Genomic DNA, 18,727 nt, shown 5'->3' with positions numbered 1-18,727 from the left:
GAGGTTTGATCCGAGGGGTCCACGGGCAGGACGCGGCCATGGGACTGGCGGATCCGGGTGCGCTGGAGCAGCTCGCCACCAAGCTCGACGGGCGGGCGGACGAGGTGCGGGAGCAGACCCGCGCCTTTCGCTCGGAGGTCGGTCTCGTGGCGTGGCAGTCCGCGGGTGCGGACCGCTACCGCGAGCGGTGCTCGGGGCTGTGCGAGGACCTCGAGGGCAACGCCCAGCAGCTCAACGACGCGGCCGACGACCTGCGTGCCCACGCCCAGGCGGTCCGGGAGCGGATCGAGTGGATGCACCACATGGTCGACAAGATGCGCGCCACGGCCGAGGAGGCCTGGGACGAGACCCAGGGTGCCTTCGAGTGGGGCCAGGACAAGGCCTCGGACGCGTGGGACAAGGTGACGGGATGGCTGTGATCCGCCTCGGCGAGCGGCGGCCGGTCGCGTCCGCCCGCCGTGTGCGGCTCGGCCTGCCCGGGCTGAGCGCGCTGGACCGGGCGCTCGTGGAGTCCGGCGACCTGCGGTTGCCCGCCGACCTGGTGCCGGAGCCGTCGCCGACGGTGGCGGCCCTCGCCGGCGTCGACCTCGACCTGCTGCTCGCCGAGGCCGGGATCGCGCTGCACGGCCACGGCGTCCTCGACGACGTCGGAGTGACCCCGGCCGTTGCGGCCAACCTGGCCGGCCTGGTCGCGGCGCCGCGGCGGGTGCGGGTCTCCCTGGCCGGCGTGGGCCTCGACCTGCTGGCCTACCACTGGGTCGATGCCGCGGTCGGCGGGTCCGTGGTGCGCGACGGGGCCGAGGCCGTGCTCTCCCTGTACGACGCCCGCTCGTTCGGCCAGGAGGTGCTCGACGCGCTGCCCGACCCGGGTCCGGGCCGGCGCGGGCGCAGCCCGGTGGACGTCCCCCTGGAGGCGCTGACGACGCTGCCCGCGGCGGCCGACGACCCCGCCCTGCGTCCCGAGCTCGGTGCCCTGCTCGGGGTCGAGGCCGACGTCGTACGCCTGGTCCAGGAGTGGAGCGACAGCGTCCAGGGCGTGCTCCACCTCACCGTGCTGCCGAGTGAGCCCGACCGGCTGCCGGGGATGCTCGTGTGGTTCCTCGACCAGCACGGCTGGTGGAGCGCCCGCACGCACCTCGGGGGCGACGGGGTTCGCCGGGTGCGCCTGGAGCCGTGCGAGCGCCGCGACCTGGTGCCGCGGCTCGCGGTCCTCATCGAGGGGGCCTGGGCGTGAGCGACCGCGACTACACCGTCGTCGGCGGCAGCCACGGGGTGGAGGCCGACCTCGACGACATGGACGCCACCGGCGACCTGATCCGCAGCAAGGGCTGGAACGTCGGCGAGACCGCCCTGGCCACCCACAAGTACGTCGTCGACCCCGACCTGCTCAGCAGCGCAGTCCTCGCCCCGACGACGTTCGCGACGTTCGAGGGCGCCGTGCTCGGCGCGCTCGACGGCCCGGGGGGCCTCAGTGCCAACGCCGTGCGGATGACCGCCACCGGGTCCTTCCTCCAGGCCAAGGCCACCGCCCTCGCGGCGACCGACCGGGCCCTGGAGTACGTCGAGGACGTCCGCCAGCACACCCAGGGCCTGGTCTTCGGGTTCGGCCTCACCGTGGCACCGGTGCCGACCGCGGCGGTGACCGCGCTGGCGTTGTGGCAGAGCGACTTCTTCGACGACCCGAACCGGTGGGTGCTGGAGCACCCCGACGTGGTCGAGGAGCTGGTCGCCAGCACGCCCGGGCTGCTCGACTACTTCATGCCCGGCGCCGGCTTCCCCGCCGACGCCGAGCAGGGCGCCGCGCTGCTCGCCCTCCTCTACGACCAGGACCTGGGGGGCCTGACCTCCGAGCAGGCCGAGGAGAAGGCTCCGGCGAACCTCGCCGAGGCGATGGAGAAGCTCGACGAGATGGCCAACCAGCCTGACGCGTTCAAGATCGAGAAGGTGGGCTCACCTCCCCACGAGGCCTACAACATCTACCTCCCGGGCACGAAGGCGTTCGACGGCCCGTTCCCCGCGGGGACTCCCGGCCTGCCCGAGCAGCTCACCGACAGCGGGCTCGTGCAGAACCTCGGCACCAACTTCGCGGGCGTCGCCGGCACCGACAACGCCTACGTCGAGGCGGTCCTGCGGGCGATGCGCGAGGCGGGCATCCCGCCGGACGCGCCGGTGAACCTGCTCGGCCACAGCCAGGGAGGCATCGTCGCGGCCCGGGTCGCGGAGGCGATCGCCGACACGGAGGGCGGACGGCCCTACCGGGTGGACAACGTCGTCACCGCCGGATCGCCGATCGACAGCATCGCGTTGCCGGACGACATGAAGGTGCTCTCGTTCGTCAACGAGTACGACATCGTGCCGCGCCTCGACGGCGAGGCGTACGACGACGCCAGCAACCACACCACGATCGTCACCCACCAGCAGGAGGGTGCGGTTGAGCTCAACCACTCGATGACCGACCTGTACCTCCCGATGGTCGAGGCCGTCGAGGCACAGGCCGCCGACGACCCGGCCCTGCACGATGCCCTGCAGCCGCTCGCCAGCATCCACCCGGGAGGCCAGGACGCGACGACGGCCTGGACCTTCCACATGGAGCGCTAGTGAGGCGGCTGCTGGGGACGGCAGCCCTGGTGGTGGTTCTCGCGGCCTGTGGTCCCGCGACGTCCCCGGAAGAGGCCGAGGCCAACCAGGGGCTCCTCGACGAGGTCGCCGAGCAGGTCGCCGCGGAGGACGGTGTCACCGACGTCGTCGCGCGCTATGTCGACGATGCGGAGAACCAGGCGCGGGCCGCGCTCACGGTCGAGTGTCGTCGCTGCGACGTACCGGCCCTGCTCGACTCGACCGTCCGCGCGGTGTGGGCCTCGGAGGTGACACCGCTGTACGGCATCAGCGTCCGGGTCTCCGACCTCGAGCGGGTCGAGTCCGACTACGTCAGCCTCAGCGTCCGCACGGACGAGGCCGAGCTGGGCGAGAAGTACGGCGAGCGCCCCGTCCCGAGCCTCCCCGAGGACGAGTGACCCACGAGGCACCGCGGTGTTTGGCACCGTGCAGCCCGGGAATGAGTGGAACGCGACCGGGGCTCTCGCCCCGGTCGCTGGAGCGAGCGACGAGGAGTGCAGTTGATGGTGGTCGCCCGGGTGGCTGTCCTGGCCTGCGTGGGAGTCCTGGCGCTGACGGGCTGCGGCGACGACGGCGGGAGCGAGGCGAAGACGCTCACCCTCGACGAGACACCCGCCGCGACCGAGTCCGGTGCGGCGACGGAGCCCGCGGACGACGGCGCGATCCCCGAGGACCCGCTCGACGGCGAGGTGGCCCGCGGCACCTCGGTGGCCGCAAGCCCCGACGAGCAGGCCGCCGCCGAGGTCTGGTTCTCCTACTGGACCGAGGTCGTGCGGATGTACCACGACGGCGAGGCGGACCGCGACGCGCTGTACGCGCTGGCCGACCGGGACGCCGCCACCGGCCCGCTGGAGTACCTCGAGCGGATGAAGTCGCGTGGGGAGACCCAGACCGGTGGCGTGGTCGCGGCGATCTCGAAGATCCGGGTCACCGGGGACGAGGCGGTCGTCGAGGGCTGTTTCCGCGACACGACCGTCACGCTGGCCCGCAACGGCAACCCGGCCGAGACCGGGCTGAGCTTCTTCACGACCAAGGGCACGCTGGTCCGCGAAGGACCCGACTGGCGGGTCGTCGAGGCCAACACCACGAGCGAGAACCAGGAGTGTGACTACCGATGAGGCTCTCACGGATGCTGGTCGCCCCGGCAGCGGCGGCGACTCTCGTGCTGGGCACGGTGGGGCCGGCATCGGCCGGCGGCGCCAGCGGCGGCACCGGCGACGACAACGGTGATGGCTACGGGGCGGGTGCCACCCACGTGACGGTGACCGGCGACGTCAGCCAGGCGCTGCGCGCCTCCGTTCCCTCGCCGCCGCCGCTGTGCTGGTGGGAGCCGGTCTCCGCGCTCGGCTGGGAGGTCGACCCCGAGGACCCCGAGGCCGTCAAGAAGTACTGGGAGGACGAGGTCAGGCCCTGGCTGACCGGACACGCGGCCGAAGGCGCCCTGGCGGTGGACTACGACCGCTTCGTCGAGGCCGTCAAGGCGCAAGCCAGCGGCACCGACATCACCTGGTACGCCCTCGAGATCAACGACGACCTGCGCCCCGAGGGCGACGGCTACGAGCAGGCCGCGGAGCTGAACGCGCGCGGCTGCGGCAGCGGTACCCAGCCGGGGCGCGAGGGCCCGATCCTGGTCACGATCAACTGGTTCCCGACCGGTCAGCAGCCCGACCCGGTGGTGGACCCCGAGATCCTCGCCGAGTACGCCTACGAGGTGATGGACCTCGTCGAGCCGACCCTGGACTGGAACCCCAAGATCGGCGACACCGCCAACGCCTCTCTGGTCAATCTTCCGACCTGGATGTGGGTCGACGACCTCGACGCGGTCGGGGAGCGCAGCGTCACCGCGTCCGCCGGACCGGTCAGCGCCACGGTCACCGCGAGCACCGACGGGCTGTCGGTCACCTCGCCGGCCGGCACCACCCGGTGTGACACCACCCAGGCGCGTCAGGCGTACGCCGCCGGCGTCGACGAGTCGAGCGGCTGCGTGCTCTCCTTCGGCCGGGCCTCGTGGGGCTACGCCAACGGATTCCCCGTGAGCACCTCGGCGATCTGGCAGGCCACCTGGACCTCCAACCAGGGCGAGGGCGGCGAGCTCGAGAACAAGACGAGCGGTGCCACGACGTACATCCCGGTGGCCGAGTCGCAGGCCCTGGTCAGCGCGGTCGACTGACCGGCGTCGATCCACGACACCGACCCACAAAGCGACGAGGGGGCGTGACCGTCACGGTCACGCCCCCTCTGCACGTCCTAGGGAACCTAGCTTCACTAGCCTTTTCGGTACGGAACCCCGACCGCGGCCGGGCCGCGGGAGCGGCCGACCAGGCCCGCGACGGCGAAGATCGTCACGACGTACGGCAGCATCAGCATGAACTCGCTCGGCACCGGCGACCCGATCACCGACAGCACGCCCTGCAGGTTGGAGGCGAAGCCGAAGAGCAGGGCCGCCAGCGTCGCCCGGATCGGGTCCCACTTGCCGAAGATGACGGCGGCCAGCGCGATGTAGCCGGCGCCACCGGTCATCTCGCGGTTGAACTGCTGGACCGAGACGAGGGTGTAGAACGCGCCGCCGGCCCCCGCGATCGCGCCGGCGATGAGCACGGTGCGGTAGCGGGTGCGCACGACGTTGATGCCGACGGTGTCCGCGGCCTTGGGGTGCTCCCCGACCGCGCGGACCCGCAGGCCCCACCGGGTGCGGTAGAGCGCCCAGGCGACGACCACGACGGCGACGTAGAGCAGGTAGACGAGGGGGGACTGCCGGAAGAAGATCGGGCCGATGACGGGGATGTCGCCCAGCACCGGGATCGCCACCGGGCCCAGCCGCGGCGGGCTGTTCAGCGACTCGGTGTTGGGGGCCAGCACCTGGGAGAACATGAAGCTGGTGAAGCCGATGACCAGCACGTTCAGAACGACGCCGACGATGACCTGGTCGACGAAGTAGGTGATCGCGAAGACGCCCAGCACCAGGGCGACCAGGGCGCCGGCCGCCATGGCGCCCAGCACGCCGGCCCACGCCGAGCCGGCGATCGAGCCGACGATCGCGGCGGCGAAGGCACCCGCCAGGAGCTGGCCGTCGATGGCGATGTTGACGACACCGGCCCGCTCACCCAGGACCCCGCCGAGCGCCCCGAAGACGAGGGGTACGGCGAGGGTCAGCGCCCCGGCCAGCAGGCCGACGACCGGGATCGACCCGCCCGCGGCCGCCCAGGAGAGGAAGCCGGTCATGCCGACCACGGAGAAGACCGCGGTCAGCCACAGCGGAGTGGTCCGACGAGCGCGGTAGCGGCGTACCGACTCGGCCGTGCACAGCGACATCAGCGCCACCATCACCCAGGCGGTCGCCTCGGCGGGGACGGTGATCGCCGGCAGCTTGTAGACGTCGTGACGCGTGGCCAGCCGGAAGGTGGTGTCGCCCGCCTGGGAGCTGAAGCCGACGGCCGCGGCCAGCGCGAGGGTCAGCACGGCGTACATCACCGGGACCTTCTTGCTGACCAGGGTGATGACCTGCGGCTGGTCGGTGACCCCCGGGGCGGGGACCGACGGGATGGTGGTGCTCACTTGGCCTCCTTCGCGGGCAGCCGGAAGACGGCCCGCACCAGCGGCGGCGCCGCGATGAACAGCACGATGAGCGACTGGATGACCAGGACGATGTCGACGGGGATCCCCTCCGAGGCCTGCATGGAGAAACCGCCGGCCTTGAACGCGCCGAACAGCAGACCGGCGGCGAGGATCCCGAACGGGTTCGACCGCCCGAGCAGGGCCACGGTGATGGCGTCGAAGCCGATGCCGGCGTCGAGGTCGACGGTGACGCCGCTGGTGACCGTGCCCAGCACCTGGTTGCTGCCGGCGAGGCCGACCAGCGCGCCGGCGATGAGCATCACGATCACGTAGGTGCGGCCGACGTCGATGCCGGCCGTGCGGGCGGCGCTCGGGTTCACGCCGACCGCGCGGAAGCGGTAGCCGAGCGAGGAGCGGCTGAGCAGCCACCACACGACCACCACCGCGACCAGGGCCAGCAGGAAGCCGAGGTGCAGGTTGTAGCGCTCGCCCACCAGCTTGGGCAGCACCGCACTGTCGTCCATCGGCAGCGACTTCGGGTTGATCGAGCCGGGAGCCTGGAGGATGCCCTGGGTCGAGAGCGCGTAGAAGACGAGGTAGAACCCGACGTAGTTGAGCATGATCGTCACGATCACCTCGTGGGCGCCGGTGCGGGCCTTCAGCAGGCCAGCGAGGCCCGCCCAGAGCGCTCCGGCGAGCATGCCGGCGGCGACGGCGACCAGCAGGTGGAGCGGGAACGGCAGGTCGACCTGGGTGCCGACCCACCCGGCGGCGGCACCCGCGAGCAGCATCTGGCCGCGGCCACCGATGTTGAACAGGCCGGCCCGGAACGCGAGGCCGATGCCGAGGCCGGCCGTGATCAGCGGTGCGGCGAACTTCAGGGTCTCGGTCAGGGGCCGGATCCCGGTCTCGAAGTCCTCGGCTCGGGTGTTGTAGACCGACCCGCGGAAGAGGGCGCCGTACGCACCGGTGATGGCGTCGCGCGCGGCGCCGAAGAAGTCACCGGGGCGGGCCGTGATGTAGCCCGCCGCCTCGCGGACCTCCTCGTCGGTCGCCAGGATCAGGATCGACCCGACGATCATGGCGAGCAGCACGGAGAGGAAGGCCACCAGCGCGTTGCCGGTCGTGATCGAGCGGAGCACGTGGTGCCACCGGTCCTCGGTGGGGTCTCGCCGCGTCCCGTCGTCCTCGGGGGGTGGGGACGCCGGCGCCTGCGTCGGCTGTTCGTCGGCGTGCGTCATGCGACAGCTCCTGCGGGTCGTTCTCCGGTCATCATCAGGCCGAGCACCTCGCGTGGGGTGTCGGCCGGCACGATACCGACGACCTGACCCCGGTAGAGCACCATGATCCGGTCGGCCAGCGCCACGACCTCGTCGAGCTCGGTGGAGACGACCAGGACGGGGACGCCGGAGTCGCGGGTCGCCACGACCTGCTGGTGGATGAACTCGATCGAGCCGACGTCCACGCCGCGGGTGGGCTGGGCGGCCACCAGGAGCCGCAGGTCCCGGGAGAGCTCGCGGGCCACGACCACCTTCTGCTGGTTGCCGCCCGACAGCTGGCCGGCGGGGGTGCTGATGCCGGGGGCGCGGATGTCGTACTCCTCGAGCTTCTCGCGGGCGAAGGTGTCGCGCGTGGTGACCTGCAGGGTGCCGTTGCGAACGAAAGGGCGGTCGAAGCTGCGGTCGAGCATCAGGTTCTCGGCGATGGAGAACTCCCCGACCAGTCCGTCCTCCTGCCGGTCCTCGGGGATGAAGCCCACGCCGGCGTCGAGGATCTTGCGGACCGGGCGACCGGCCAGCTCGTGCCCGTCGAGCACGATCGAGCCGAGCACGTGCTCCTGGAGCCCGAGCAGGGCCTCGGTGAGCTCGGTCTGGCCGTTGCCCTGGACCCCCGCGACGGCGAGCACCTCGCCGCGGCGGATGGTGAAGCTGACGTTGTCGACGTGGACGAGGCCGTTGCTGTCGGCGACGGTGAGCCCGGAGACGACCAGGGCGTCCTCCCCGAGCGTCGGGGCACCCTTGTGCACGGTCAGCTCGACGGGGCGGCCGACCATGAGGGAGGCGAGCTCGGCGTTGCTGGCGGTGGGATCGGCCTCGCCGACGACCTGGCCGCGGCGGATCACGGTGATCCGGTCGGCGACCTCGCGGACCTCGCGGAGCTTGTGGGTGATGAAGACGATGGCGGCCCCGGACTCGCGGAGCTGGCGCATGGTCTGCATCAGCTCGTCGGTCTCCTGGGGCGTGAGGACGGCGGTCGGCTCGTCGAAGACCAGGATCCGGGCGTCCCGGGAGAGCGCCTTGATGATCTCGACGCGCTGCTGGACGCCGACCGGGAGGTTCTCGACGACCGCGTCGGGGTCGACGTGGAAGCCGAACCGGGCCGAGATCTCCCGGACCCGCTCCCGGGCGGCCTCGAGGTCGAGGGAGCCGGCGAACCCGGTCTGCTCGTTGCCGAGCATGACGTTCTCCGCGACCGTGAAGACCGGGACGAGCATGAAGTGCTGGTGGACCATGCCGATGCCGGCCGCGATGGCGTCGCCCGGGTTGGCGAAGCTCATGACCTCCCCGTTGACGAGGATCTCGCCCTCGTCGGCCTGGTAGAGGCCGTAGAGGACGTTCATCAGCGTCGACTTGCCCGCGCCGTTCTCACCCAGGAGGCAGTGGATCTCGCCCTGGTCGACGGTCAGGGAGATGTGGTCGTTGGCGATGAGACTGCCGAAGCGCTTGGTCACGTTGCGCAGAGCCAGTTGCATGGTGGCGATCCTAGGAGAGGGCGACGGGGAGGCGTCGAGGGCGCACGCGGGCACCGATGCGGAAGGGAGGCCGACCGAGCCGGTCGACCTCCCTTCGCGGGGGTGTCACTTCTTGAGGTAGGACTCCACCGTGATCGAGCCGTCGATGATGCCGGCCCGGATCTCGTCGAGCTCGCCCTGGAGGGTCTCGGAGACCTCGCCCTCGAAGTTGTGGAACGGCGCGATGCCGACGCCGTCGTTCTCGAGCGTGCCGACGTAGGGCTCGCCGTCGAACTTGTCGTCGGCGGCGGCCAGGATGACCTCCTGCGTGGAGATGTCCATGCCCTTGAGGATCGAGGTCAGGATGACCTCCTGGGTCCGCGGGTCGGACTCGAACACGTCGGCGTCGGTGCCGATCATGACGGCCTCGACACCCGAGTCGGCGATGGCGGTCAGCGCGCCTTCGTAGATCGGGCCGCCGACGGGCAGCAGGACGTCGGCGTCCTGGTCGAGCAGCTGCTGAGCGGCGTTGGTGGCCTTCTCGTTGGCCTCGAAGCCGCCGGTGAAGGTGCCGTTCTCGCCGTCCCAGCCGACGACCTTGACGGCCTTGCCCTTCTGCTCGTTGTAGTACTCGACGCCCTGGCGGAAGCCGTCCATGAAGATCGTCACGGTCGGGAACGGCTCGCCGCCGTAGGTGCCGACGGTGCCGGTCTTGGTGAAGTCGGCGGCCGCGTAGCCGGCCATGAAGGCCGCCTGAGCGGTGTCGTAGAGGAGCGGCTTGACGTTGTCGGCGTCCTTCTTGCCGTCGAAGTCGTTGTCGGCCGCGTCGTCGATCAGGGCGTAGTGGAGGTCGGGGTTCGCGGTCGCGGACTCGACGGTGGCCGCGGAGAGGGCGAAACCGACGGCCACGATGATGTTGCAGCCCTCGGAGACCAGGCTCTCCAGGTTGGGGGCGTAGTCGTTCTCGCTGTTGGACTCGACGCCCTTGAACTCCGCGCCGAGCTCCTTGGCGGCCGCCTCGACGCCCTCGTAGCCGAGCTGGTTGAACGACTTGTCGTCGAAGCCGCCCGCGTCGGAGACGATGCACGGGAGGAAGTCACTCTTGGCCTCGGTCCCACCCGACGAGCCGGACTCGTCGGGGGCGTCCCCGCACGCGACCAGCGCGCTGGACGCCGCCAGGACGGCGATACCGCCGACGATGACCTTCCGCATCTTCTTCACATCTGCCTCCAAATCCTTGCCCCGCCTCTGGGGGCGACGACCGGTCACCGTAGTGCGTCCTGGAGCTTCGCGGGGCAACTCCGAGGGTCGGTGGCGAAAGGGTTATCGACTTGGGACCTAAGGACGGGCATATCTGGCGTCTGTGGCAGGCTCGGCGCGGACGAAGGAGGCGCGATGACCGAGCTGGACGAGACGTGGGAGGGCCTGCGTCGGGCCGCGATCGAGGTCGCGCAGCGGGCCTACGCGCCGTACAGCGGGTTCCCCGTGGGTGCCGCCGCCCTCGTCGACGACGGCCGGGTGGTCGTCGGCTGCAACGTCGAGAACGCCGGGTACGGCGTGACCCTGTGTGCCGAGTGCGGGCTGGTGTCGTCGCTGGTGGCCGGAGGTGGTGGTCGGCTGACCCGCTTCGTGTGCGTGAACGGCGACGACGACGTGATCATGCCGTGCGGTCGGTGCCGCCAGCTGTTGTGGGAGCACGGGGGAGCGGAGCTGCTCGTCTGGACCCCCACCGGCGTGCTGACGATGGACCAGGTGCTGCCCCAGGCCTTCGGTCCCGAGGCGCTGGAGCGCTGAGGATGCCATTAGCCTGACGCGGTGACACTCCACGATGCGGTCGAGGTGATCCTCGCCAAGCGGGACGGCGGCGCGCTGTCCGACAGCCAGATCGAGTGGGTGATCGACGCCTACACCCGCGGCGAGGTCGCCGACGAGCAGATGTCGGCGCTGGCGATGGCCATCCTGCTCAACGGCATGGACCGCCGCGAGATCTCCCGCTGGACGGGCGCGATGATCGCGTCGGGCGAGCGGATGGACTTCTCGGGACTCTCCCGGCCCACGGCCGACAAGCACTCCACCGGTGGCGTGGGCGACAAGATCACCCTGCCGCTGGCCCCCCTGGTGGCGGCCTGCGGCGTCGCGGTGCCGCAGCTGTCGGGCCGCGGGCTCGGTCACACCGGCGGCACGCTCGACAAGCTGGAGTCGATCCCGGGCTGGCGGGCCGCGCTCAGCAACGAGGAGCTGTTCGCCCAGCTCGAGGGGGTCGGCGCGGTGATCTGCGCCGCCGGCGACGGTCTCGCGCCCGCCGACAAGAAGCTCTACGCCCTGCGCGACGTCACCGGCACCGTCGAGGCGATCCCGCTGATCGCCTCCTCGATCATGAGCAAGAAGATCGCCGAGGGGACCGGCGCGCTGGTGCTCGACGTGAAGGTCGGGTCCGGGGCGTTCATGAAGGACGAGGCCAGCGCCCGTGAGCTGGCCGAGACGATGGTGGCCCTGGGCCAGGACGCCGGCGTGCACACCGTCGCCCTGCTCACCGACATGTCCACCCCCCTCGGCCTGACGGCCGGCAACGCGCTGGAGGTGGAGGAGTCCGTCGAGGTCCTCGCCGGCGGCGGTCCGGCCGACGTCGTCGAGCTGACTCTGGCCCTCGCCCGCGAGATGCTCGCCGGGGCGGGCGTGACCGACGTCGACCCCGCCGACCGGCTCGCCGACGGCTCCGCGATGGACGCCTGGAAGGCGATGATCCGGGCGCAGGGCGGCGACCCCGACGCCACCCTCCCCGTCGCGCGCGAGACCCACGTCGTCGCCGCGCCCGCCACCGGCGTGCTGACCCGGCTCGACGCGATGGCCGTCGGCCTGGCCGCCTGGCGGCTCGGAGCGGGCCGAGCCCGCAAGGAGGACCCCGTGCAGGCGGCGGCCGGGGTCCGCTGGCACGCGCGTCCCGGCGACCGGGTCACCGAGGGCGAGCCGCTGCTGACGCTGTGCACCGACGAGACCGGGCGCTTCGACCGGGCGCTCGCCGCCCTCGAGGGTGGGTACGACGTCGCGCCCGCCGGCACGTCGTACGCCCCGGCTCCGCTGGTGATCGACAGGATCGGCTGACCCGCGCCGTACCCGTCCGGCAGGCACGCGATGTCGGGTGTGTGGAGGTTTGGTCCCGGGCCGAGAGGGCAGAACGGGGTTTGTCCAGGCACCACATCATCTCGAGGAGTGACGCATGTCCGACGGCAAGATTTCCGTATCCCACGGCGATATCGAGAGCCAGGCGAAGAACCTGGCCGACATCAAGAACCAGGTCGAGTCGATCCTGACCACGGCCAAGGGCCAGGTCGACAACCTGCGCGAGAGCGGCGGCTTCAAGTCCGTCGCGGGTGACTCCTTCAACGGCACCTACGAGGAGTGGAACGCCGCCAACATGAAGAGCGTCGGCCTCCTCGAGGAGATGTCGACCTACCTCACCAAGGCCTCCGGCGCGTTCGCCGAGATCGACGCGGCCTACACCATCAAGTGACCACCCGGTGAGTTGGGCGCGGCAACGCGCTTCCTCGGGTCGATGACCGCACGAGGCCCGGCCCCCTCTCGGGGGGCCGGGCCTCGTCGCGTCGTGCGGCCTGCTCGGCTCAGCCGACCAGCGGCACCTGGACCCCGACCTGGTCGCCGTTCCCGGGAAAGAGCACGCCGCGGCCGGGCTGTACCCGCGCGACCAGCGAGGTGCGGGCGACCCGCCCGCCGAAGATGTCGGCCTGGAGCGCCTCCTGGGGCGAGAGCAGCAGGCCCTTGCGGCCCTTGCGCGCCTCGGTGATCCAGCCGGAGAAGCCCGAGCCCAGCTCGCTGATGCCGCCGGCCACCACCACGGTGAACCCGCGCTCGCGGGCCTGTCGCACCACGGCCAGCAGCACGGGGGCGAGCGGCCCCTCGCGGAGCGCCTCCCCGTCGTCGACGAGCACCACCGAGCCGTCGGTGAGGCTGCGGAGCCGCTCGACCACAGCAGTGGGCTCGGCGTCGGTCCCGACGACCGCTCGGTCGCCGAGCGCCGTGCTGAGGGCGTTGGCCACCGGGGTCACGCCGAGTACGTCGCGCCCGGTGGCCTCCGCCCAGCGGTGGAGGAAGAGCAGGGTGCTGGTACGACCGCTGCGGGGTGGGCCGACGACGAGGGCCGGCGAGCTGCCGGCCTCGACGCTCAGCAGGTCCAGGAGGTCGCCGCCGACGCCGAGCGGCACGTAGCCCGCCGGCACCGACGCCGCGTGGGCGGCCAGGGTCGCAGCGGCGTCGATCTCGGTCGGGAGCGCGGCCAGCCGCACCGGTCGGAGGTCGGCGGGAGCCGACGGGAGCGCCGCCTCACGGGCCGCGAGCTCCGCGCCGAGGTCGCGCACGTAGGCGCTCTGGGCCGCGCCCGACACGTCGTCGGTGAGGACGGCGACCTGCGCCTCGATCCCCGACTCGCCCCACAGCCCGCGTCCGTCGGCGAGGTTCTCCGGCACGTCCTTGGGGCGCAGGCCGGCGCTGGAGTAGTCGGAGCGATCGGGCAGCCGCAGCATCAGCTTGTGCTCGACCAGCGCCGCCACCCGGCCGCTCAACAGCGAGCGGTCGCCGGTCACCACGACCTGGATGCCGACGCTGGCGCCCTCGCGCAGCAGCGAGAAGACCCGGTCGTTGAGCCGACCCAGGTCGACCTCCGCCAGGTCGGAGACGAAGCCCTCCCAGCGGTCGATCAGCAGCACGACGTACGGCATCCGGTCGTCCGGGGCGGCGGCCGCGCGCTGCTCGTCGATGTCGGCGAAGCCCGACCGGCCCAGCACGTCCTGACGCCGCTTCACCTCCTCGCCGAGTCGGTCCAGCAGTCGGCCGGCGCGCTCGACCTCGGTGCGCTGCACGACGGCGCCGGTGTGGGGGAGGGCGGTGAGCGGGAGCAGTGCCCCGTTGCCGCAGTCGAGGCCGTAGAGGTGCAGGTCGCGGGAGGTGGTCGCCTCGGCCAGACCGGCGGCGATCGTGCGCATGGCGGTGGAGCGGCCCGAGCGTGCACCGCCGACGACGTACAGGTGGCCGGAGCTGCCGAGGGTGAACTCGCGGGTGCGCTGCGCCTGATCGGCGGGGTGGTCCTCCAGCACCCACGGGGTCGACCAGCCGGTCACGCGGCCGGAGTCGGTCGCGTCCGCGGTCCGGGACCGGAGCTCGTCGAGCCGGACGGGGGCGGGCAGCTCGGGCAACCACGGCGAGTGCTGGCTCTGGATCCGGAGCCGCTCGGCGGCGCCGTTGACCGCCTCGACCAGCACCGACAGGTCGGTCTCGCCCTCGTCGGTGTCGCTGCCGACGGCCTTCGGCCGGCCCGGTGCCGGGTGCCCGACCACCGACCAGGCGATCGGCCAGGCCAGCGGAGCCGCCCGCTCGAGCAGGTCGGTCGCCCCGATCCGTGGACGCGCGCCACCGACCCGGCCGGACTGGAACGGCAGCAGCGAGGAGTGGCCGAGCCGGGCGTAGCCGCGACCCGGCTGGTCGGGCCCGATGGTCGCCGACTCGACGGCGTCGATCACGTCGCGCGACTCCGACTCGTCGGTGACCCGCAGGGCGATCCGCAGGTTGGTGTTGGCCCGGATGTCGTTGGAGATGACGCCCGAAGGTCGCTGGGTGGCCAGCACCAGGTGGATGCCGAGCGAGCGGCCGCGCTGGGCGATGGTGACCAGCCCGGTCACGAAGTCGGGCAGCTCGGCCTTCAGGCTCGCGAACTCGTCGATCACGATCGCGAGCCGCGGGATCACCGGCAGCGAGGGGTCGCGCCGCTGCATCGCCCAGTAGTCCTCGAGGTCCTTGGCGCCCGGACCCGCCAGCAGGTGCTCGCGCCGGCGCAGCTCGGCACCCAGGGAGGTGAGCGCCCGGCTGACCAGGTGGGTGTCGAGGTCGGTCACCATGCCGACGGTGTGCGGCAGCTGGGCGCAGTCCTTGAACGCCGAGCCGCCCTTGTAGTCGACGAGCACGAAGGTGAGCTGCTCGGGGCTGTTGGCCACCGCCAGGGAGGCGACGAGGGTCTGCAGGAGCTCGGACTTGCCGGAGCCCGTCGTACCGGCGATCAGGGCGTGCGGGCCGTCCTTGCGGATGTCGAGGCGGAACGGACCGTCGAAGCCCACGCCGATCACGACGTCGGTGCGAGCCTCGGGGCCCCAGCGCCGGGCGACCAGCTCGGCGGTCGGGTCCTCCAGGCCCAGGACCTCCAGCAGCCGCGCGGACGACGGCAGGCCGGACGACTCGACGCTCGGGGTGGTGTCGCGCACCGGGGCGAGGGCGCGGCCGACGAGCTCTCCCCAGGCCGGCTCCACCAGGTCGGGCCGGATCCGCGCGACCACCTCACTGCCGGTACGACGCAGCTCGACCACCCCCTCGCGCAGGTCGAGCACGGCCCCGCACTCCTCGGGCAGCGAGCGCTGGTCCTCGTCGAGGCAGAGCAGGTGGATGCCGACCGCCGGGCCGTCCCGCAGCAGGCTGACCACACCGGGCAGGGTGCGCAGCCGCCGCGCCCCGTCGAGGACGACGAGGACGTCGGGCCCGGGCGGGAGGGCGTTGCGGATGGAGGCCGCCGGGCCGGAGGCCTGGGTCCGCTGGGCCAGCAGCTGGCCGAGCTCCCCGACCCGTCGTGCGACCGAGTCCTGGTCGGTGCCGAGCAGCGCGCCGACCGGCTCGCCCTCGAGTCGGCAGTGCGGCAGCCAGCGCAGCCACCCCCACTGGTCCTCACGCTCGGCACCGGTCAGGACGAAGAGCCGCAGGTCGGTCGGTGAGTGCAGCACCGCGGCCTGACCCAGGAACCAGCGCGCCACGGCGTCGACGCCGGCCTGGTCGCCGCAGGCGCCGATGATCGGGACGTCGCGCACCGAGATCGAGACGGGGACATCGGAGAGGACGTTGGGCTCCCGGGGCTCGTCGGTCTCCTTGCGCGACTTGTCCCGGACCGCCAGCGCCGAGGGACGGTCGGCGACCCCCACCCGGAGCGTGAGGTAGTCGGGGTCGGGTCGCCGACGCATCCAGAGCCGCTGGCCCGGGCCGATCGCCTCCAGCAGCACGGCGGCGGGGTCGGGGTGGTCCTGACGCAGCTCGTCGCGCTCGAGTGCCTCGGCGACGGCGAGCCGGTGGCGCACCGAACGGAGCTCGTGGCGGTACTCGACCAGCCGCTCGCGGTAGTCGCGGACGGTCCCGCGGCGCTGGGAGAGGAAGTTGAACAGCGCCATGAACGGCGAGAGCAGGGCGAACATCAGGAACCGGGGGCCGAAGAAGAGGGCCATCGGACCGGCCATCAGCAACGGCGCGATGATGAGCGGCCAGGGCAGGCTCGCCCGCCGCGGGGCCTTCGGCTCGTCGGGGATCACGAAGGACCGCTCGCGCTCGGCGCGGAGCATCCGCGGGGGTCGGTTGAAGTCGATGCCGAGCAGCTCCTCGCTGGGGCTGGTGTCGGCGTCCGGGACCCAGACCTGGCGCCACTGCAGGAGGGTGTCGCCGACCCGCAGGTCGGTCCCCTCCGGCCAGACGACCTCGGCGGACTCCTCGACCACGGTGCCCCGGCTCGTCGCGCGCTGCCGCGCCCGCGCCCGCCGGCGCTTGAGGCGTCGCTCCCGGCGGGTCAGTGCGGCGTCGGGGAGGGTGTCGAGGAAGTCCGGGTCGTCGTGGTCGACGTCCGCCTCGGCTGCGCTCAGGTCGTCCGCCGCCGGGTCGGGGTCGCCCGGTTGACGGCCGTCGACCGTCACGGGCAGGTCGCACGCCACGACCTCGACCTCGGCAGCGGTCGTGACGCGGACGGTGAGCGCGTCCGTGGGGAGCAGCAGGTCGGGCAGCGACATGCCGGCGGCGCCGTTGCCGAGCGTGTGCTCGCCGATCCCGAGCCGGTGCACCCGGCCGGCGCCCGGCCCGGAGACCACGCGGACCTCGACCACGCCGCGCGGGAGGCCGCGGGAGGAACCGGCGGGCTCGTGCAGCGCGACCACGGCCCCCGGTCGCAACCCGGCCGTGCGGAGGGTGAGGTCGTTCTCGACGCGGCCGCCGTCGACGTACACGGCGACCTGCCGGGCGAAGGACTCGTGCATCTCGACGCCGAGGGTGCGGAGCAGGACCGGGAGGAGCTCGGCGACCGTGCTCTGGGGGTCGGCGTCGATGAGCACGTCGTGCTGGAGGTCCGAGGTGCCGTCGACCACGCTGAGGCTGAATCTCACCCGGGTGTCCTTCCACCGCCGGTCTCGAATCATGCGCGCCCGGGACCGGACCAGACCACATCACACGCGCACCCGATGTGACCGAGACGGGTGGTTAGAGCACCGGTCTCAGGGGAAACAACCCCCACGTGAGCACCGACATCCAGCCCGCGGCCGCCGATCGCCAGCGCGCCCGGGCCTTCCGGCGGAACACCCCGGCGGGTTCCGCGGCCAACCGTCCCACCGAGCCGCCCCGTCAGCGCCGCCCCGCGCTGGCCGCCCTGGCGCTGCTCCTGATCGTGGGCGGCGCCCTGGCGGCCGGTCTGCTCGCCGTCCGGATGGACGAGCGCGAGACGGTCCTGGGTGCCGCGCGCGACATCCCGGCGGGCACGCTGATCACCGAGGACGACCTGCGCGAGGTGCAGGTGGCGAGCGAGGACGTGCCCACGATCTCGGTCGACCTGGTCGAGCAGGTCCTCGGCACCTACGCCAAGGTCCCGATCCCCGCGAAGTCCTTGGTCGGCGAGAACGTGATCACCAAGACGAGCCCCGTGACCGACGGCCGCGCCGAGGTCGCGATCCCGCTCAACCCGGCGCTGACGCCCGCGGGGCTGTCCAGCGGCGACCTGGTCCAGGTCATCCGGATCTCGGGCGCGGCCGGCGACGGCGGTGCCGAGGTGCTCGGGGAGGGGCTGGTCATGAAGGTGGACTCCGGCAAGTCCGAGCAGCTCGGGGGCAGCTCGGCCGGCTCGCTGAACCTGCTGGTGCCGGCCGAGGCCGCCGCGGCCATCGTCAACGCGGCCGGGTCGAACACCGCCGGCCTGGCGATCCTCGAGCGTGGCCAGTCCACCGACGTCGAGCTCTCCGGAGCCGAGCAGTGAGTGTCATCGCGCTCGCCTCGGCCAAGGGCTCGCCCGGCACCACGATCACCGGCCTGGCCCTGGCCAGCACCTGGCCGGGCGACGTCGCCCTGGCGGAGGTCGACCCCGCCGGAGGCGACCTCGGCTGGCGCTGCCGCGACCGCTCCGGCGACCCGCTCGACCCCGACCGGGGCCTGCTCTCGCTGGGCGCGGCCGCCCGCCGGGGCGCGTCCGAGACCACGCTCGGCGAGCACCTCCAGGAGGCCGCGTTCGGCCGACCGGTGCTGACCGGCGTCTCCTCGCCCGACCAGCTCGCCGGCCTCGGCGGCGCCTGGAGCCAGCTGTCGGCGATCTTCAGCGCCCACCCCGGCGACGTCCTGGTCGACGTCGGCAGGGTCACGCCCGGCTCGCCCGCGCTGCCCGTCCTGGTCCGGTCCGACGTCGTGCTCTTCGTGGTCCGACCCGACCTTGAGGGCGTGGCCCATCTGAGGGAGCGGCTGCAGTCGCTGCGCAGCGCCCTGCGCCTGGGGGAGTACGACGGCCCGCCCGTCGGCGTCGTCGTCGTGACCTCCTACCGCGACACCAACGTGGTCACCGACCTCCAGAAGCTGCTCGACTCCGAGAAGCTCGGCGTGCAGGTGCTCGGCATCGTGGCCGACGACGCCAAGGCGGCCCGCATCCTCTCTTCCAGCCGACTCGGCGACCCGCGCAAGACGCTGCTGGGCCGCTCGGCGAAGACGATCGCGGAGCGCGTCGTCCAGCTGGCCGGCGACGACCGGCTCGCGGGGGTGAGGTGA

Annotated in this window: 16 protein-coding genes; 11 read left to right on the top strand and 5 right to left on the bottom strand. The window is 72.5% G+C overall.

Annotated features, from left to right (window positions below):
- Positions 1 to 38: 38 nt before the first annotated feature.
- The 6 genes from MUB56_RS25295 (at position 39) to MUB56_RS25270 (ending at position 4,786) form a co-directional block, all read left to right on the top strand.
- Positions 39 to 419, top strand: a complete 381-nt coding sequence (locus MUB56_RS25295; RefSeq protein ID WP_244929775.1) for a hypothetical protein — start codon at positions 39 to 41, stop codon at positions 417 to 419.
- Positions 410 to 1,234, top strand: a complete 825-nt coding sequence (locus MUB56_RS25290; protein ID WP_244929774.1) for a hypothetical protein — start codon at positions 410 to 412, stop codon at positions 1,232 to 1,234. The genes MUB56_RS25295 and MUB56_RS25290 overlap by 10 nt, the downstream gene beginning before the upstream one ends.
- Entirely contained in the window at positions 1,231 to 2,598 is a 1,368-nt protein-coding gene (locus MUB56_RS25285; RefSeq protein WP_244929773.1) for an alpha/beta hydrolase, read from the top strand. Before MUB56_RS25290 ends, MUB56_RS25285 begins: the two co-directional genes overlap by 4 nt.
- Entirely contained in the window at positions 2,598 to 3,014 is a 417-nt protein-coding gene (locus MUB56_RS25280; RefSeq protein WP_244929772.1) for a hypothetical protein, read from the top strand. The genes MUB56_RS25285 and MUB56_RS25280 overlap by 1 nt, the downstream gene beginning before the upstream one ends.
- A 105-nt stretch (positions 3,015 to 3,119) precedes the next feature.
- The gene (locus MUB56_RS25275) at positions 3,120 to 3,734 is read left to right on the top strand and encodes a hypothetical protein (protein ID WP_244929771.1); all 615 of its coding nucleotides are present in this window, start codon (positions 3,120 to 3,122) and stop codon (positions 3,732 to 3,734) included.
- Entirely contained in the window at positions 3,731 to 4,786 is a 1,056-nt protein-coding gene (locus MUB56_RS25270) for a hypothetical protein (RefSeq protein ID WP_244929770.1), read from the top strand. The genes MUB56_RS25275 and MUB56_RS25270 overlap by 4 nt, the downstream gene beginning before the upstream one ends.
- Before the next feature lie 95 nt (positions 4,787 to 4,881).
- Here MUB56_RS25270 and MUB56_RS25265 read toward each other — a convergent pair whose 3' ends face one another.
- The 4 genes from MUB56_RS25265 to MUB56_RS25250 form a co-directional block, all read right to left on the bottom strand.
- Complete coding sequence (locus MUB56_RS25265) at positions 4,882 to 6,171, bottom strand: ABC transporter permease (protein ID WP_244929769.1); 1,290 nt, start codon at positions 6,169 to 6,171, stop codon at positions 4,882 to 4,884.
- Positions 6,168 to 7,412, bottom strand: a complete 1,245-nt coding sequence (locus MUB56_RS25260; RefSeq protein ID WP_244929768.1) for an ABC transporter permease — start codon at positions 7,410 to 7,412, stop codon at positions 6,168 to 6,170. Before MUB56_RS25260 ends, MUB56_RS25265 begins: the two co-directional genes overlap by 4 nt.
- Entirely contained in the window at positions 7,409 to 8,923 is a 1,515-nt protein-coding gene (locus MUB56_RS25255; protein WP_244929767.1) for an ABC transporter ATP-binding protein, read from the bottom strand. The genes MUB56_RS25260 and MUB56_RS25255 overlap by 4 nt, the downstream gene beginning before the upstream one ends.
- 105 nt (positions 8,924 to 9,028) lie before the next feature.
- Entirely contained in the window at positions 9,029 to 10,114 is a 1,086-nt protein-coding gene (locus MUB56_RS25250) for a BMP family ABC transporter substrate-binding protein (RefSeq protein WP_244932473.1), read from the bottom strand.
- A 192-nt stretch (positions 10,115 to 10,306) separates the two neighbouring features.
- Between MUB56_RS25250 and MUB56_RS25245 the strand changes: the two genes are divergently transcribed.
- The 3 genes from MUB56_RS25245 to MUB56_RS25235 all read left to right on the top strand — a co-directional run bounded on the left by MUB56_RS25245 (position 10,307) and on the right by MUB56_RS25235 (position 12,413).
- On the top strand, positions 10,307 to 10,696 hold the full coding sequence (locus MUB56_RS25245; RefSeq protein ID WP_244932472.1) for a cytidine deaminase: 390 nt from the start codon (positions 10,307 to 10,309) through the stop codon (positions 10,694 to 10,696).
- A 21-nt stretch (positions 10,697 to 10,717) separates the two neighbouring features.
- Complete coding sequence (locus MUB56_RS25240) at positions 10,718 to 12,004, top strand: thymidine phosphorylase (RefSeq protein WP_244929766.1); 1,287 nt, start codon at positions 10,718 to 10,720, stop codon at positions 12,002 to 12,004.
- A gap of 115 nt (positions 12,005 to 12,119) precedes the next feature.
- Entirely contained in the window at positions 12,120 to 12,413 is a 294-nt protein-coding gene (locus tag MUB56_RS25235) for a WXG100 family type VII secretion target (RefSeq protein ID WP_244929765.1), read from the top strand.
- A gap of 109 nt (positions 12,414 to 12,522) precedes the next feature.
- Here the strand turns inward: MUB56_RS25235 and MUB56_RS25230 are convergent, their stop codons facing one another.
- Positions 12,523 to 17,091: an FtsK/SpoIIIE domain-containing protein gene (locus MUB56_RS25230; protein ID WP_244929764.1), complete on the bottom strand. Its 4,569-nt coding sequence runs from the start codon at positions 17,089 to 17,091 to the stop codon at positions 12,523 to 12,525.
- Positions 17,092 to 17,219: 128 nt separating this feature from the next.
- On the opposite strand from MUB56_RS25230, the gene MUB56_RS25225 reads away from it, so the two are divergent.
- On the top strand, positions 17,220 to 17,951 hold the full coding sequence (locus tag MUB56_RS25225; protein ID WP_244929763.1) for an SAF domain-containing protein: 732 nt from the start codon (positions 17,220 to 17,222) through the stop codon (positions 17,949 to 17,951).
- Positions 17,948 to 18,727: a hypothetical protein gene (locus MUB56_RS25220; protein WP_244929762.1), complete on the top strand. Its 780-nt coding sequence runs from the start codon at positions 17,948 to 17,950 to the stop codon at positions 18,725 to 18,727. The genes MUB56_RS25225 and MUB56_RS25220 overlap by 4 nt, the downstream gene beginning before the upstream one ends.

This window comes from Nocardioides sp. W7 (assembly GCF_022919075.1).
In the GTDB taxonomy this organism is placed as follows: Bacteria; Actinomycetota; Actinomycetes; order Propionibacteriales; family Nocardioidaceae; genus Nocardioides.
The sequence above is the reverse complement of the archived record's forward strand: the minus strand, read 5'-3'. Positions and strand labels throughout refer to the sequence as shown.